The following is a 15,974-nucleotide window of genomic DNA, read 5'->3' as shown; positions in this document are numbered from 1 at the left end:
GCAATTCCTCCGCTGGTATCTGATGCAAGGTGCGGAGGAACCGCATAAAATGCAATCCCTTAAAAGTGGATCAACCGCCTGTCTGCAGCGCCTCGCGCGCTTTGTCCTGCAGCCAAGCGATCATTTGCCGATAAGGCACCGGGCCATAGCTGATCCGCGCCACGCCGAGTTTTGCAAGCGTTGGCGTATCCGGCGTGCCGGGCAGGGCGATGATGTTGACGGGCAGGTCGGTGGCCTCGCAAAGCTGGCCAATCATCGCTTCGTTTTTCAGGCCCGGCGCAAAGAAGCCGCTGGCCCCAGCATCGGCATAGGCTTTGGCGCGGGCCATGGCATCATCCAGCATCGCCTGGTCATGCGTTTCCGGAGCCGCCTTGAGGAAAATATCGGTGCGCGCGTTGATGAAAGCAGGCACACCCGCAACATCGCAAGATTCGCGCATGGCGGCGACACGCGCGGCTTGGGTTTCAATGTCATAAAGCTCTTTAGTACCAACAATTTGGTCTTCGAAATTGAAGCCGACTACGCCGGTTTCCAGCGCGCGTTTGACATTGGCCGATATGCCAAAAGTATCTTCGGCATAGGCGCCTTCAAGGTCCATCGTAACCGGGATATCGACCGCCTCAACAATGCGGCGGGCGTTGTCCAGCGCCGCATCAAAGGGGATGTTCTGCCCATCCGAAAACCCCTGTGCCATCGCGACCGGAGCACTGCCGGTCGCTAGTGCCTTGGCCCCCGCATCGCGCACAGCGGCGGCGCTGCCGGGGTCCCAGATATTGTAAAGGATGACCGGATCGCCCTTCTTATGCAGGGCGGCAAAGGTTTCTGCTTGGGTAATCTGGTTGGTCATGGCCGGTCTCCTGTCGCTGCTATGGCGGCAGTTAACCGTGTAACTGGTCGGCGCGTAAAGATATTTCGCGCCGAGCGGTACAATACTGTTATCGGTCCGTGATCAGACCAGGCGCGAGGTGTCTTTCGCGGCGCGCACGAAATCGCGGAACAGAGGGTGCGGGTCGAAGGGTTTGGATTTCAGTTCCGGGTGGTACTGAACACCGATGAACCATGGGTGATCCGACCATTCGACGATTTCCGGCAAACGGCCATCCGGCGACATGCCCGAGAAGTTCAGGCCCGCTTTTTCCAGCTTGTCGCGGTACTTGATGTCAACTTCATAGCGGTGTCGGTGGCGCTCCTCGATCTGGGTGCTGCCATAGACATCTGCGACTTTCGAGCCTTCGGCCAGGACGGCGTTATAGGCGCCTAGGCGCATGGTGCCGCCCTTGTCATCACCGACTTTGCGTTCGACCTTGTGGTTGCCCTGCACCCATTCCTTGAGGTGGTAAACCACTGGCTCAAAACGCTTTTTACCGGCCTCGTGGTCGAATTCCTCGGACCCGGCCTCGGTGATTCCCGCCGCGTTGCGTGCGGCTTCGATCACGGCCATCTGCATGCCCAGACAGATGCCCAGATAGGGCACTTTGTGTTCACGCGCATATTGAGCGGCCTTGATCTTGCCTTCTGTCCCACGCTCGCCAAAGCCGCCGGGGACCAGGATGGCGTGGAAGCCTTCCAGATGAGGTGCGGCGTCTTCGTTGTCAAACACCTCGGCATCGACCCATTCGACCTTGACCTTGACCCGATTGGCCATGCCGCCATGGGTCAGGGCCTCGGCGATCGACTTATAAGCGTCTTCCAACTGGGTGTATTTGCCGACGATGGCCACTTTCACCTCGCCTTCGGCGTTGTGGATGCGGTCGCTGACATCCTCCCACTTGGCCAGATCGGGCTTGGGGGCCGGGCTGATCTGGAACGCGTCCAGAACCGCCTGATCAAGGCCTTCACGGTGATAGGCCAGCGGGGCATCATAGATGGTGCTGAGGTCCTGCGCCGCGATTACGCTATCGGGGCGGACGTTGCAGAACAGGGCCAGCTTTTCGCGCTCTTTCTTTGGGATTGGGCCTTCCGAGCGACACACCAGAATATCGGGGGCCAGACCGATCGAGCGCAGCTCTTTCACAGAGTGCTGGGTCGGCTTGGTTTTCAACTCGCCCGAGGCCTTGATGTAGGGCAGCAGGGTCAAGTGCATGAACAGGCATTGCCCGCGCGGCTTGTCTTGGCTGAACTGGCGGATGGCTTCAAAGAAGGGCAGACCTTCGATGTCGCCCACAGTGCCGCCGATCTCACAGAGCATGAAATCGACCTCATCCTCACCAATGGCGATGAAATCCTTGATCTCATTGGTGACGTGCGGGATCACCTGAATGGTTTTGCCGAGGTAATCCCCGCGCCGCTCTTTCTCGAGCACGTTGGAATAAATCCGGCCCGAGCTGACCGAGTCGGTTTTACGTGCGGCCACGCCGGTGAATCGCTCATAGTGGCCAAGGTCCAGATCGGTCTCGGCCCCGTCATCGGTGACGAATACCTCGCCATGTTCAAACGGTGACATGGTGCCCGGATCAACGTTCAGGTAGGGGTCCAGCTTGCGCAGACGCACCGAATACCCTCGGGCCTGTAACAGCGCGCCCAAAGCCGCCGAAGCCAGTCCTTTGCCCAAGGATGAAACCACACCACCAGTGATGAATATAAAACGCGCCATGTTGTTCGGCTGCTCCCGTGAGACGTCATTATCAGCTGCCCGGCGGCTTACAAAAAACCGCTGCATCACGGGACTTCACATATAAAGGATTCGCGCACATAGCGCAAGAGAACCGCAAGATGCTGTTGCAGTTCCCTTATGAATTTCTAGGTTTTGTGGCTTAGTCGGCAGCCTGCGGGATCAGCGGAGCGTCGTCGCCTTGTGCTGGCGGCAGCAGTTCATCCGCAGATGGAACCGCCGGAGCGCTTTCCTCAGCCGGTGCCGGAGCAGGTACGCCCAAACGATCAATTACTGAGCTGCCCGAAGATTTCTGAGCGGCCAGAATCGTCAGCGTGATCGAGGTTACGATGAAACACGCAGCCAGGATCCAGGTCAGCTTGCCCAGAGCGGTCGCTGCCGCGCGGCCCGTCATGGCCCCGCCGCCACCGCCCCCCATGCCAAGGCCACCGCCTTCGGAACGTTGCATCAGCACAACGACAATCAGGCCCAATGCCAGAAGAAGGTGGATGATGAGAACAACGTTTTCCATGGTGGTCCTGTACAGCGTGGCGTGTATCGCGTGGTACTTATGCAAGTTTGCCAGCGGGGGCAAGTCACGAGTTGGCATCACGAGCAGTGATGTTTCATATCACACCAAAGAGACTGGACAGGGTGCGGTTCTGTCGCGCAGGCTGCGCCCCATGCCACATGATGATCACGACCACCCGCACGCCCTGTTGCCCCCTGAACCCGCGCTTCGCGTCAAGGCGCTTGAAACGATTCTGACCCGCAAAGGCCTGATCGATCCGGCCGCTTTGGATGAGATCATTGATACCTATCAAAACAAGATCGGCCCGCAAAACGGCGCGCGAGTCGTTGCCAAGGCCTGGAGCGATCCTGATTTCAAGGCCGCGTTGCTGGAAGATGCCACTTTGGTCGTGGCTGATCTGGGGTATTACGGTCGGCAGGGTGAACACTTGGTTGTGGTGGAAAACACGCCCGAGCAGCACAACATGGTCGTATGCACTTTGTGCAGCTGTTATCCGTGGCCGCTGCTGGGTATCCCCCCCGGCTGGTACAAATCCGACGCCTACCGCGCCCGCGCCGTACGCGAACCACGCAAGGTTCTGGCCGAATTTGGCGTGACGCTGCCCGAAGATACCTCCGTACGGGTGTGGGACTCGACTGCCGAGATTCGCTATCTTGTCCTGCCGATGCGCCCCGAGGGTAGCGAAAGGCTGAGCGAGGAAGAACTCGCCGCGCTGGTAACCCGCGACAGTATGATCGGCACCGGGCTGCCCAAGGTGCCATCATGACGCGGGTTCATGACATGGGAGGGCGTTTTGGCGATGGCGCGGTTGTGCCGGAGGCTGAGGACGCTCCGATCTTTGCGAAAGACTGGCACGGTCGGGCTTTGGCCGTGACAGTGGCTTCAGATTTTCTAGGTCAGTGGAACATCGATATCAAACGCCATGCTCGAGAATGCTTGTTACCCCAAGACTACAGCCGTTTCTCTTATTATGAGAAATGGATATCTGCGTTGGCGGACATGCTGGTTGATAAAGGCGTACTGACATTGGATGACCTGCGTGGAGTGGAACGGGAAACTACGCACCCTTTGGCCGAACGAGCCTTAAAGGCGGAAGAGGTAGCAAGTGCGTTGGCCAAGGGCGGACCCTCAGAACGCCCGTCGGACATTGCCGTTCGGTTTCAGGCGGGCGACGCGGTGCGGACTTTGCGACGCTCGGCCAACCGTTTGGCTGAGGGCGGTCACACCCGTTTGCCCGCCTATGCCGCGGGCGCGACCGGGCGCGTCGTTAGGCTGCATGGCACCCATGTGCTGCCGGATTCCAACGCCCATGGATTGGGTGAGGCCCCTGAGCCGCTTTACGCCGTCGCGTTTTCCGCCTCGGAGCTTTGGGCAAATCCTGAGCATCCGTCAGACGAGGTCGTATTGGATCTGTGGCAATCTTATCTGGAACCGGCATGAGCGATTGTATCACCCATTCGGCCCCGGAGCCGATTTTCGCCGAGCCCTGGCACGCGCAGGTTTTTGCGGTCACCGTAGCTTTGAACGAAGCGGGCCGGTTTGATTGGTCGGACTGGGCAGAGCGGTTTTCCAATACTTTGAAACGGAACGGCCTCAAAAAAGAACTGGATGGTGGTGATGATTACTTTCACGCTTGGTTGGAGACCTTGGAGGCGCTGCTGGCTGAGCAGGGAGAAGCACCCACTGATGATGTCCAAGATTTTCGCAATGCATGGGAAGAGGCCTATCTGACAACACCCCACGGTCACCCCGTACACTTGCGCTAAAAGCAGAAGGGGCGCTGCCCCCGCCGCCCGTTCGGGCGGCTCCCCCGAGGTACTTTTGGCCAGATGAAGCAGGGGATCCGTTTTTCATCTGGCCCAAAACACCTCCGCCGGAGGCATCGCGCGCAGAGCGATTTTCAACTGCGGCGAAATATCGGTTTCCCTGCCGTCTGTGCCCCGCTATATGAGCTGGGTTTGATTATTCAGCGCAAAAGGACCGGATATGGCCAACGTGGTTGTTGTCGGCGCCCAGTGGGGTGACGAAGGAAAAGGCAAGATCGTCGACTGGCTCAGCGAGCGTGCAGACGTGATCGCGCGTTTTCAGGGTGGACATAATGCCGGGCACACACTGGTCATTGAGGGCGAGGTATACAAACTGCACGCGCTGCCTTCGGGCGTGGTGCGCGGCGGCAAGCTGAGTGTGATCGGCAATGGTGTTGTTCTTGATCCTTGGCACCTGATCAAAGAGATCGGAACAATCCGTGCACAAGGCGTCGATATCACGCCTGAGACGCTGATGATTGCTGAAAACACCCCACTGATCCTCCCGTTCCATGGCGAGTTGGATCGTGCGCGCGAGAGCCAGAATTCGGTCGCCAAGATCGGAACGACCGGTCGCGGGATCGGTCCGTGTTATGAGGACAAGGTCGGGCGTCGCGTGATCCGCGTGGCTGACCTGGCCGATGACGCAACGCTGGCGCTGCGGGTGGATCGGGCGCTGGTCCATCACAACGCGCTGCGCAATGGTTTGGGGCTTGATCCGATTGATCGGGATGCGTTGATCGCGCAGCTGAAAGAGATCGCGCCGCAGATTTTGCCTTTCGCAGCACCGGTGTGGAAGGTGCTGAATGAGAAGCGCAAGGCGGGCAAGCGTATCCTGTTCGAAGGCGCGCAGGGCGCGTTGCTGGATATTGATTTCGGGACCTATCCGTTTGTGACATCGTCAAATGTGATTGCCGGCCAGGCCTCAACGGGCGTCGGAATCGGACCGGGCTCGATCGACTTCGTTCTGGGCATCGTCAAGGCTTACACGACCCGCGTGGGTGAGGGGCCATTCCCCACCGAGTTGGATGATGCAGATGGCCAGCGTCTGGGCGAACGGGGACATGAGTTCGGCACGACGACGGGTCGCAAGCGACGCTGCGGGTGGTTCGACGCCTGTCTGGTACGCCAAACCTGTGCGACCAGCGGTGTGAACGGCATATCGCTGACCAAATTGGATGTTCTGGATGGGTTCGAGACGTTGAAAATCTGCGTTGGATACGAGCTGGATGGCAAACGTCTGGACTATCTGCCGACAGCCGCCGATCAACAGGCGCGCTGCACGCCGATCTACGAAGAGATGCCGGGGTGGAGCGAATCGACAGAAGGTGCACGCAGCTGGGCTGATCTGCCGGCCAACGCGATCAAATATGTGCGCCGGGTCGAGGAACTGATCGATTGCCCGGTTGCCCTATTGTCCACCAGCCCGGAGCGGGAGGATACCATTTTGGTGACCGACCCGTTTGCAGACTGATGAGCGGCGGCGAAAAACCCGGCCTCAGCTACAAAGCACGGCGGCGCTGGTCTCTGGTACTGCTGCTGGTCGGGTTGCCAGTCTATATCGTTGCGGTTGTGACTATCGTGAACTGGCTGGACCGCCCGCCAATCTGGCTGGAGCTTTTGGTCTATGTCGCGTTGGGCATTCTATGGGCATTACCCTTCAAGTTTGTCTTTCGTGGTGTGGGTAAAGAAGACCCAGATCAGGATCAAAATTAGACTTTCCGACTGCTGGTGCGTCATTCGCGAGGCACGCTGACTGCAGCGTAAACGCGTTGCAGGTAAGGGCGGTTAGGGTATGAACAAAGGGCTTTTCGCGGCGTTCGCCGTGTCTTGTGCCGCATATGGCGCTCAGGCTGGAGACTGGAACTACACGGTTGCACCCTATGATTGGGGACCAGAATTCAGGACCTCCCTTGATATGGGGCCGAACCCGCCGGTGAACGGGGACACCTCGATCTTCAGTATTCTAAAGGGGTCCTTTCTGATTGCAGGCGAGGCCCGAAATGGCCGATGGTCCATTGGATGCGAGTTCAACTACCTGAACCTTGGAGACGATGTTTCCATCGGACTATTTGACAACGCATCCAGTTGAGAGCTTGAGGGCACCATGACATCGCTGGGGGCCGGTTTCGCGGTTTATGAAGATAATCAGTCGCGGCTGGAAGCGATTGCCGGGCTGCGCCATTGGAATCTTGATGTTTCAACCACGGTGCTGGATCGCACATTCAGCATGGATCAAAGTTGGACTGACCCATTGGTTGGAGCGCGCTACAGTTGTGCTCTGAACGATCGATGGAGTGTCACCGCGATGGGAAACATTGGCGGCTTTGGTTATTGTTCAGAGTTACAGTGAGATGCGCTGGTACAAGCCAGCTAGAAATGGCGACCTGGCATCAGCGTCGCCGGTGGGTGCCGCCATCTGGATGTTGTGTTTCAAGATGGACGTGAAGTGATCGATCTGATCCTGACCGGCCCCTACGTGGCGTTGGCCTTATTATTCTAATCTGGTTGGTCGCGCCGAAGCCGCGCTATTAAGAGAATTAGGGCCAGAGTATCCTCTGGCCCTACTACGACTCGAGGGGGGTAATGGATACGCTGGGACCTAGCCCGCAGCGCGTTCGTCGTCATTGGGGCGGAAGCCGATTTCGGTTGAGGCGGCGAAACGACCACCTCCGGCTTTCTCGATCTTGCCATCGCGAAGCAACTGACCGAAGGAGCGCAAGCTTTCTTCGCGATTAAACGCATCTTGCTTAAGCGAGCGGACCTTGTTCATAAGTTGCGGGCGCGAGAACTGCTCTTGACCTTCGATAAAGGACAGATAGGCAGCTGCAGCTTCAAGCAGATCAGGCAGCGACTGGGCGCCCTGTTCCTGTGCGAAAGTGGCAAATCCGCCTTCTTCTTCACCCGTGTCTTCATCAGTTGAAGTGATCCGGCGCGGCGTAACAGGGCCAGTATCGGCGTTCTCGGTATCGATGCGCTGTTCGGCAACCAGCTTCAAGGGGGCAGCCGATTCTGGGGTCGGGCGCTGGCTGGTGACTTCAACCGCGGGACGACGTGGATTGACGACTGATGCCAGATCGCCGCGAAAATCATCTTCGGGTGTCTTTGTCTTGTCGCTTACGGCTTCGCGTTCGGCCTCGGTCGCGGCGACCGCAGCGCGCAAGTGCGAGTAGGTTTCACGCTGATCGCTGGTAGCGGGATCGTCCAGCTGAACATCTGCTTCGTCCATCAGGCGCGAGACGTCTTCATCTGGTCCGGAAATACTGGGCACGTCGGCTTCAGCATTTGCTTCGAGTTCGGATTCAACAAGCGCGATCTCATCCAACAAAAGCGCTTCTTCCTCGACCGAGATGATGCCGTGCTCGATTCCGGTCAATGCCTCAGAGGCAACGCTGCTGGCTTCATCGCCTAGAATGTTTGATGGGTTTTCTTCCTCGACTTCAGGCGCCTCATCATCCAGATCAGAAAACAGAACGTCTTTTTCCGTTACATCAGCTGTGGCAGGTTCCGACGCTTCGATTTCTTCAGCTTCATTCGCCGATTCCGCGGTAGCGACCAATGCACTTAGATCGTCGGAGGTCTCCTCAACCGTTTCATCTGAGGTCTCTTCAACCAATTCATCTGAGCTTTCTGGTTCCGAAACATGAGCCGCCTTGTCGGCCTGTGCTTCGGCTAACTCTTCGATGTGTTCCGGTTCGGCAGTCAGCTCGGGCTCGGGCGCAGGGAAGGTATCTTCTTCTGTTTCCTGCAAGTCGGCGGGATCCAATGCGCCTGCTTCAAAGGCGGCAGAGATGGCATCAACCTTTGGCTTCACAGGCTGAAGATAGCTGGAGTCTTCGTCCTCTGAATAGCCGGGGGAGACTTCTTCGGAATGCGAAACCACAGCCCGGATGCGCTGGAGTTTGGCCGCAATACTGTCCGCCGCAGGGCTGTCCGCTGCAGGAGCGGAATGTGCCGCGACGGGCGCAGAGGCGGGGGGAACGACATCGGTGGTCTGTACAGGTGCAGGCTCAGGCGCACTCGCGACTGCAGCGGGGGTCGGTACTGCAGGGGCGTCGGTCTCGGTCGCGCGTAGCAGCAGACCGGTGTCGTTCTGACTGGCTTCTACCTTTCGTGCGACATCGCGCTGGGCGATGCGGGTCAGCATCTCGGCATCGGGCTGAGGGGGCTCAGAACCAAAATAGCGGTCGTCCGCCGCGAGATCCCGGAAATACTCGGCTATGGCTTTCATCGTTTCAAATGAATCGTCGAAGCCTTCGAGCGTGCATGAAAAGGTTCCGTAGGAAACGGTAAGTACCTTGTTGTTCTGTACCATCAGACGCATGTCCTTTACAAACTACCAGGCCGATCGCCAGACACAGCAGCAGCAATCGACTCGAAACTCTAGTCATGAAGCTACCATTTTGTGGTTTCATTATGTCCAAAACCGGGAATTATGGTCAATCTTGTGGAATCTGGTGTGATTGTTCAGGCTGAAATGCCAATCGGTCTGTTTGGCGGGGGGGAAATCACATCTGAAGATGTGAGTCTGGTCCTGAATCGCGTCAAAAGCGCTGTTGCAGCGGATGGGGGCGCTGCCGCGTTGATTGATTCGGGCCGGATACCGGATGCGGTGATCGGCGATTTCGATTCGCTTTCATCCAGCCATCGCGCGCAGATACCGGCTGATCGGTTGCATCCAATATCCGAACAGAACAGCACCGATTTCGACAAAGCCCTTCGAAATGTCAGTGCCCCGGTCGTCCTGGCAGCGGGATTTCTGGGCGCTCGGGTTGATCACCAGTTGGTCGCCTTCAATACGCTCGTTCGTTTGCAGGACCGGCCCTGTATCCTGTTAGGGGCACGCGAAATAGTGTTTCACGCGCCGCCCCAGATCCGGCTGGAATTGACGGCTGGAGATACCGTTTCTCTGTTCCCTTTGCGACGGGTGACCGGGCGCAGCGATGGGCTTGAATGGCCGATCAACGATCTGGTGCTTGAACCGGACGGGCGGGTCGGAACCTCGAACCGGGCGCTAGGTGCACTTGCACTTGAGGTGGACGCGCCTGGTCTGCTGGCGATCCTGCCCCGCTCCGCGTTGGATCAGGTCATGCAGGCGTTTCTGTCGGGCCAGACCGGGCATTGGCCCGCTCGTGCAGGATGACATAAAGCCCGGCAGCGATAGTGATGCCGATGCCAAGCGCGGCAAGGCCGTTGGGCAGGTCGTGGAAAATCAACCAGCCAATCAGTGTGGCGACGGGAATTTCAAGATATTGCATCGGGGCGAGGGTCGCGGACGGTGCATAGCGCAGCGACCACGTCATCAGAAGATGTGCCACAGTGCCCAGCACGCCGATGCCCAGCAGCAGCCAAAGCGTTTCACCCTTGGGCATCGTCAATGACATGGCGGGCAGGTCAGCCTGAGAGCCCACATAGACGATCGGCAACAAGAGAGCTGTCGCCATAGCCCCCGAAACCGCTTGCAGCGCAACCGGGTCTGTTTCTTTGGCAATCTGGCGTGTGACCAGCATGAACAGGGCAAAGACCACGGCGACGATCAAAGGCAGTAACGCAGGAGCGCCAACCTGCGCAAAGCTAGGTTGGATGACGAGCAAAGTGCCGATGAAACCCACGACACAGGCAATCAGGCGGCGCGGGCCGACTTGTTCGCCAAGAACGTACTTGCCCAGCAGCAGCATGATAAACGGCATCACAAAAGCAATGGCGACAGTATCGGCCAGCGGCATATATTGCAGCGCGGTAAACATCGCCGCGATCCCAACAATGTGCAGCAGCGTACGGACCATCGTCAGACGCAGGACCATTGATGTCATCCGCCACGGCTTGCCGGTCACAGCGATGAGTGGGATCAGGATCATCGCTTGCACGCCGAACCGCACCAGAACCAACAAACCCAGAGCAATGGTTTCGCCCAACAGCTTCGCCATCCCGTCACCAAGCGGAGCGAGCACGCAAAAGCCGAGCATCAATACGATGCCAAAAACGGGACGATCCTGAGTCATGTGCGCGACGCTAGCGTTTTCGCGGCAGAGGGGGAAGCTCTGATCTCAGGTGTCGGACAGGGGTTGGACTTTGGTGTAATCCGGGCCGATGCAGGTGGGCAGGCCATCACCAAGCTGCAGCCAGCTTAGCTTTTCCTCGTGCGCGACATGCAAGGTCGGGGTCAGCGCTTCGGGGTTTTCTAGCGTTGCCACATAGAGGTGCATCACATCCGACATCACGGTAGACCGAAAGGATATAGGCGTACCGCAATGGGGGCAAAAACTGCGCTCGACCCCGGGGGAGGAGTTAAACCTTGTCGGCTGTTCTCCGGTCCAGCGCCAATTGCCGTCGCGCACCCCGAAGTAGGTGGTCATCGGGGCCGCACATTGGCGACGGCAGCTATCGCAATGGCAGGTGACACAGGACAGAACCGGAGGGTCAACCTCGTATCCGATCTTGCCGCATAGGCAATGTCCGCGCATGTCACCCGCTCTTTCTTGCTGTCAGATCAGCAGTTCGGCACGTTGACGGCCAGCCCACCCAATGAGGTTTCCTTGTACTTCGCGTGCATATCCTCGCCGGTCTGGCGCATGGTTTCAATGGCCGCGTCCAGGGGCATGAAGTGCTTACCGTCACCGCGCAGCGCGAGTGACGCTGCCGAAACGGCCTTGATCGCGCCAAGGCCATTGCGTTCGATACAAGGCACCTGCACCAAGCCCGCGACCGGGTCGCATGTCATGCCGAGGTGATGTTCGAGCGCGATCTCGGCGGCGTTTTCCACCTGCTCGGGCGTACCACCCATCACAGCGCACATGCCGGCGGCAGCCATTGCCGAGGCGCTTCCGACCTCTGCCTGACAGCCCGCCTCGGCGCCCGAGATCGAGGCGTTGAACTTGACCAGACCGCCGATGGCGGCCGCGGTGAGCAGGAAATCCTCGACATGGCTTTCGGACGCGCCGGGGACATGATCGAGGTAATAACGCAAGACTGAAGGCAGCACGCCTGCCGCGCCATTGGTGGGGGCGGTGACGACCTGACCTCCGGCGGCGTTTTCCTCGTTCACGGCCATCGCATAGACGCTCATCCAGTCGTTGATCGTATGCGGCGCGTTCAAGTTCATGCCGCGTTCGGCCAGTAGGGCATCGTGGATCCCCTTGGCGCGGCGGCGCACGCTAAGGCCACCGGGCAGGATGCCATCGGTTTTCAAGCCGCGCTCGATACAGTCATTCATGACCTGCCAAAGACGTGCCGTGCCTTTGGCAAAGCTATCCGCGCAACCGCGCGCGATTTCATTTTCGCGCTTCATCTGAGCGATGCTTTTGCCGTTGTCCTTGGCCATCTGCAGCATTTCCGCCGCGGATTTGAACGGGAAAGGCACAGGCGCACCTTCGTCGGTTGCCTTGCCTTCAGCCAGTTCTTCTTCGGTCAGGACAAAGCCGCCACCAATGGAATAATAGACCTGACGCAATATGACATCGCCTTGTGCGTCGGTGGCCATCAGGATCATGCCGTTGGCGTGGCCGGGCAGATTGTTGTCGTAGTCAAATATCAGATCGGCCTTAGGATCGAAGCTTAGCGTAGGCAACCCTTCTGGGGTTACCGTATGCGTATCGGAAATCTGCGTCAGCGCGGCCTCGGCCTTATCGTTGTCATACGTGTCGGGCACGAACCCGGCGAGACCAAGGATCGTAGCGCGGTCAGTCGCGTGGCCGACGCCGGTGAAAGCAAGCGATCCATGCAATGAGCCGCGCAAACCCGCAAATTCAAACGGTGATGCACGCATCAGATCAAGAAACCGTGCGGCGGCGACCATAGGGCCCATGGTGTGTGACGACGATGGGCCAATGCCCACTTTGAACATATCGAAAACTGAGAGAAACATATCAGGTAGCTGAGCCTTCTGGAGGGGTGGCGTAGGTTGGAGATGTGAACGGCGTCGCCCCCAAACCCTCGGCAGCGATGACCGATCGGGTTGCCGGGCGAAATTCGAGTTGATGCAGTATCTTTTGCAAATAGGGTGTGTCGGCCAGCTGATACCAACTGCGGTCAGCCTTGGCGGGATAAAGCGCCATCCAGCGCATCATGCAGGCGACATAGACGGTCAGGGCCGAGGGCACCTGCGTGTTGAACCAATCGGGCGCGCCTTGGGCCAAATCATCCAGCCGCTTCAGATGCTGGCGCAATCTGGGGCGAATACCGGCACGCAACGCTTCAGCCTGTGCTGCGTCAATGTATTTCTCAGCGTAGAACAGGATGCGCAGATCGGCATGCAACGTGTTTGAAGCAAAGAACAGCCATTTCAGAAACGCCGCCCGATCGGCGCTTTCGGGCGCGGGGGCCATCTGTTGGTGCGTGTCGGCCAGCCACAACAGGATTGCGGCAGTCTCGAAAATTGGCCCTTGTGGTGTTTCCAATACGGGAATCAGCCCATTGGGATTCAGTGCTCGATAAGCGGCACTGTCTTGTGCGTTACGTGTGCGATCGACCAGCGCCGTCTCATACGTCAAGCCCATCTCTTCCAATGCCAATCGGATTATCAGTGAGGCATTGTCGGGGGCATAGTGAAGGCGATAAGTCGATTCCATGACGTCTTTCTAGAGTGTCTGGCGACCAGTATAGTGATCGATTACGACGTTTCCTATAGGAAACTCGTCGTTAAGTGTTAAGTTAGCGCTGCGATCGAGTGAATTGCCTCTCGCAGTTGCGCGGGGCATTCCCTATAAGTCCGTCAATATTCTGAGGGGAAGCTGCCATGATCAAGGATTTGTCGCCCATCGACAAAGCAAAATATGTTGCGGCCTGCCGTGCCGCCGATCTTGTCCAAAGTGGAATGCGCGTGGGCCTGGGGACCGGGTCGACCGCCGCGTGGCTGGTCCGCCGTCTAGGCGAGAGGGTGCGCGACGAAGGTCTGTCGATCAAAGGCGTTCCAACCTCGACCGCGACCGCGCAATTGGCGCGGGAAAAGGGGATCGAGGTTATCTCGCTGGATCAGGCTGGATGGTTGGACCTGACCATAGACGGCGCGGATGAATTCGATGGTGAATTCAATCTGATCAAGGGCGGCGGTGCTGCGCTGCTGCAGGAAAAGATCGTGGCCACGGCCAGCGACCAGATGGTGGTGATCGCCGATGCCGGCAAAGAGGTCGAGACGCTAGGCGCGTTCCCCTTGCCGGTTGAGGTGATCCCATTCGGCTGGCAGACCACCCGCACGCTGATCGAAGAGGCGCTGGACACGATGGATGTGCTGGGCACCTCAGTTACTTTGCGGATGAATGGCGAGGCCCCCAAGGTCACGGATGAGGGCAATCACATCTTGGACCTGCACCTCAAACGGATCGGAAATGCGCGGCAGTTGGCGCTGGTGATGAACCAGATCCCCGGCGTGGTTGAGAACGGGTTGTTCATTGACATTTGCGATAAGGTGATCGTCGGCCATGGTGACGGGCGCGTTGAACTGCGCGACCTCAATGAAGGCACTGTGCTGACCAACATGCTGGGCGAGGGTGGGGACAACCTGTTCTCCGATCTGGCAGATTAAGGTCGGGTCAGATAGCGCGGCGGGTATCTGATGAAATCTTGATATTTCAGCGCTCAGGGGTTGGCAGTTTGAATTTTGCGCCCAGATATCCACTGAATTTTAGCCACGCGGCAAGCAAAGGAACGCATGTATGAGCTTTGACTATGATCTGTTCGTCATCGGAGGTGGTTCGGGTGGTGTACGCGCGGCGCGTGTAGCTGCGGGTGAGACCGGTGCCAAAGTGGCGCTGGCAGAAGAGGATCGTTACGGCGGAACCTGCGTGATCCGCGGCTGTGTGCCTAAGAAATTGATGGTTTTTGCCAGCGAATTTTCTGGGATGGTCGGAGATGCTCAGGCATTCGGTTGGGATATTCGGCCCGGTGAGTTCGACTGGAACTTATTCCATGGCAAGTTGGTGACTGAGTTGGACCGTTTGGAGGGCGTCTATCGCAACATCCTTAAAAACAACGGTGTCGAAAGCTTTGATCAGAGGGCCCGTGTGGTCGATCCGCATACGGTTGAACTGGCTGACGGGACGCGCAAGACCGCCAAGCACATCCTGATCGCCACGGGTGGGCGTCCGGTTGTGCCCGAGTTTCCCGGCTCGGATCTGGTGATCACCTCAAACGAGATATTCCATCTGGAAAAATTACCCGAAAACATCCTGATTGTGGGTGGCGGCTATATCGCAAGTGAGTTTGCCGGCATCATGAACGGATTAGGGGTGAAGACTACCCAGTTCTATCGTGGACCTCAGATTTTGCGCGGCTTCGACGAAGAAGCGCGCGGCCTGATCTGCGACGAGATGCGCCAGAACGGCATTGATGTGCGTCTGGAAACCAACGTGGTCGAAATGACCAAAGCTGGCGACAAGATCCGTGCCAAAGCCACCGATGGCAGTGAAGATCAGTTCGATGTGGTGATGTATGCCACCGGCCGCGCACCCAATGCAGATGATCTTGGGCTCGAGGCGTTGGGTGTCGAACGCGGCCGCAAGGGCGAGATCATCGTGGATGAATACAGCCAGACCGGCGTGCCATCGATCTACGCCATTGGCGATGTGACGGATCGGGTGAACCTGACTCCGGTTGCGATCCGGGAAGGCATGGCCTTTGTCGAGACGGTTTTCAAGGGCAACCCGACCCCAGTGGATCACGAACTGATCCCGACCGCGATCTTCACGCAGCCAGAAATGGGCACAGTAGGCCTCAGCGAAGAAGAGGCGGCTGCGCAGGAATCGATCGAGGTTTATGCGACTTCGTTCAAGCCCATGCAGAAGTCATTTGCAGGTGGCTCGCAGAAGGTTCTGATGAAGCTGATCGTGTCGCAGACCACCCGCAAGGTGTTGGGCTGTCACATTGTGGCTCCGGGCGCGGGCGAGATGATCCAACTGGCTGGAATTGCCGTGAAGATGGGGGCCACCAAAGAAGATTTCGACCGCACTGTTGCAGTTCACCCAGTCATGGCCGAAGAACTGGTGACAATGCGGCAACCTGTGCGCACGGCTTGATTTGCAAGCGCGCGCACACACGTTACAAGGGAACCCGT

General features: G+C 58.2%; 18 protein-coding genes. 10 read left to right on the top strand and 8 right to left on the bottom strand.

The window, feature by feature from the left end:
• Positions 1–70: 70 nt before the first annotated feature.
• The 3 genes from ACR3EJ_RS15080 to secG all read right to left on the bottom strand — a co-directional run bounded on the left by ACR3EJ_RS15080 (position 71) and on the right by secG (position 3,122).
• Entirely contained in the window at positions 71–847 is a 777-nt protein-coding gene (locus ACR3EJ_RS15080; RefSeq protein ID WP_170538957.1) for an isocitrate lyase/PEP mutase family protein, read from the bottom strand.
• A 102-nt stretch (positions 848–949) separates the two neighbouring features.
• Entirely contained in the window at positions 950–2,593 is a 1,644-nt protein-coding gene (locus tag ACR3EJ_RS15075; RefSeq protein WP_170538959.1) for a CTP synthase, read from the bottom strand.
• Positions 2,594–2,753: 160 nt separating this feature from the next.
• Positions 2,754–3,122: a preprotein translocase subunit SecG gene (secG, locus tag ACR3EJ_RS15070; protein WP_170469190.1), complete on the bottom strand. Its 369-nt coding sequence runs from the start codon at positions 3,120–3,122 to the stop codon at positions 2,754–2,756.
• A 151-nt stretch (positions 3,123–3,273) separates the two neighbouring features.
• Here secG and nthA point away from each other — a divergent pair, with 151 nt between their 5' ends.
• The 7 genes from nthA (at position 3,274) to ACR3EJ_RS15035 (ending at position 7,280) form a co-directional block, all read left to right on the top strand.
• Positions 3,274–3,888 (top strand): nitrile hydratase subunit alpha, encoded by a 615-nt coding sequence (nthA, locus tag ACR3EJ_RS15065; RefSeq protein WP_170538961.1) that lies wholly within the window; start codon positions 3,274–3,276, stop codon positions 3,886–3,888.
• The gene (nthB, locus tag ACR3EJ_RS15060; protein ID WP_170538964.1) at positions 3,885–4,562 is read left to right on the top strand and encodes a nitrile hydratase subunit beta; all 678 of its coding nucleotides are present in this window, start codon (positions 3,885–3,887) and stop codon (positions 4,560–4,562) included. The genes nthA and nthB overlap by 4 nt, the downstream gene beginning before the upstream one ends.
• Entirely contained in the window at positions 4,559–4,888 is a 330-nt protein-coding gene (locus ACR3EJ_RS15055) for a nitrile hydratase accessory protein (RefSeq protein ID WP_170538966.1), read from the top strand. The genes nthB and ACR3EJ_RS15055 overlap by 4 nt, the downstream gene beginning before the upstream one ends.
• A 220-nt stretch (positions 4,889–5,108) precedes the next feature.
• On the top strand, positions 5,109–6,401 hold the full coding sequence (locus ACR3EJ_RS15050) for an adenylosuccinate synthase (protein WP_010439192.1): 1,293 nt from the start codon (positions 5,109–5,111) through the stop codon (positions 6,399–6,401).
• Positions 6,401–6,643 (top strand): DUF2842 domain-containing protein, encoded by a 243-nt coding sequence (locus tag ACR3EJ_RS15045; protein ID WP_170538968.1) that lies wholly within the window; start codon positions 6,401–6,403, stop codon positions 6,641–6,643. The genes ACR3EJ_RS15050 and ACR3EJ_RS15045 overlap by 1 nt, the downstream gene beginning before the upstream one ends.
• A 79-nt stretch (positions 6,644–6,722) precedes the next feature.
• Positions 6,723–7,019, top strand: a complete 297-nt coding sequence (locus ACR3EJ_RS15040) for a hypothetical protein (protein WP_170538970.1) — start codon at positions 6,723–6,725, stop codon at positions 7,017–7,019.
• A 15-nt stretch (positions 7,020–7,034) separates the two neighbouring features.
• A complete protein-coding gene (locus ACR3EJ_RS15035; protein WP_170538972.1) occupies positions 7,035–7,280 on the top strand; it encodes a hypothetical protein in 246 nt (81 codons plus the stop codon).
• 249 nt (positions 7,281–7,529) lie between these two features.
• Here the strand turns inward: ACR3EJ_RS15035 and ACR3EJ_RS15030 are convergent, their stop codons facing one another.
• Entirely contained in the window at positions 7,530–9,242 is a 1,713-nt protein-coding gene (locus ACR3EJ_RS15030; protein WP_480423050.1) for a hypothetical protein, read from the bottom strand.
• 120 nt (positions 9,243–9,362) lie between these two features.
• Here ACR3EJ_RS15030 and ACR3EJ_RS15025 point away from each other — a divergent pair, with 120 nt between their 5' ends.
• Positions 9,363–10,070 (top strand): thiamine diphosphokinase, encoded by a 708-nt coding sequence (locus ACR3EJ_RS15025; RefSeq protein WP_170538976.1) that lies wholly within the window; start codon positions 9,363–9,365, stop codon positions 10,068–10,070.
• Here ACR3EJ_RS15025 and ACR3EJ_RS15020 read toward each other — a convergent pair.
• The 4 genes from ACR3EJ_RS15020 to ACR3EJ_RS15005 are packed head-to-tail and all read right to left on the bottom strand — an operon-like array spanning position 10,015 to position 13,494.
• Positions 10,015–10,929, bottom strand: a complete 915-nt coding sequence (locus ACR3EJ_RS15020) for a DMT family transporter (protein ID WP_170538978.1) — start codon at positions 10,927–10,929, stop codon at positions 10,015–10,017. The two genes, ACR3EJ_RS15025 and ACR3EJ_RS15020, sit on opposite strands and share 56 nt — an antisense overlap.
• A gap of 45 nt (positions 10,930–10,974) precedes the next feature.
• Positions 10,975–11,391 (bottom strand): GFA family protein, encoded by a 417-nt coding sequence (locus ACR3EJ_RS15015; RefSeq protein WP_170469215.1) that lies wholly within the window; start codon positions 11,389–11,391, stop codon positions 10,975–10,977.
• Between the two features lie 26 nt (positions 11,392–11,417).
• Entirely contained in the window at positions 11,418–12,791 is a 1,374-nt protein-coding gene (locus tag ACR3EJ_RS15010) for an L-serine ammonia-lyase (protein ID WP_010439206.1), read from the bottom strand.
• A gap of 1 nt (position 12,792) precedes the next feature.
• Positions 12,793–13,494 (bottom strand): glutathione S-transferase family protein, encoded by a 702-nt coding sequence (locus tag ACR3EJ_RS15005; RefSeq protein WP_170538981.1) that lies wholly within the window; start codon positions 13,492–13,494, stop codon positions 12,793–12,795.
• A 167-nt stretch (positions 13,495–13,661) separates the two neighbouring features.
• Between ACR3EJ_RS15005 and rpiA the strand changes: the two genes are divergently transcribed.
• Entirely contained in the window at positions 13,662–14,447 is a 786-nt protein-coding gene (rpiA, locus tag ACR3EJ_RS15000) for a ribose-5-phosphate isomerase RpiA (protein ID WP_170538982.1), read from the top strand.
• A 130-nt stretch (positions 14,448–14,577) separates the two neighbouring features.
• Positions 14,578–15,936: a glutathione-disulfide reductase gene (gene gor / locus ACR3EJ_RS14995; protein WP_170538984.1), complete on the top strand. Its 1,359-nt coding sequence runs from the start codon at positions 14,578–14,580 to the stop codon at positions 15,934–15,936.
• Positions 15,937–15,974: the final 38 nt, after the last annotated feature.

This window comes from Ruegeria sp. AB11, from assembly GCF_056536325.1.
This window is presented reverse-complemented; position numbering and strand designations above follow the sequence as displayed.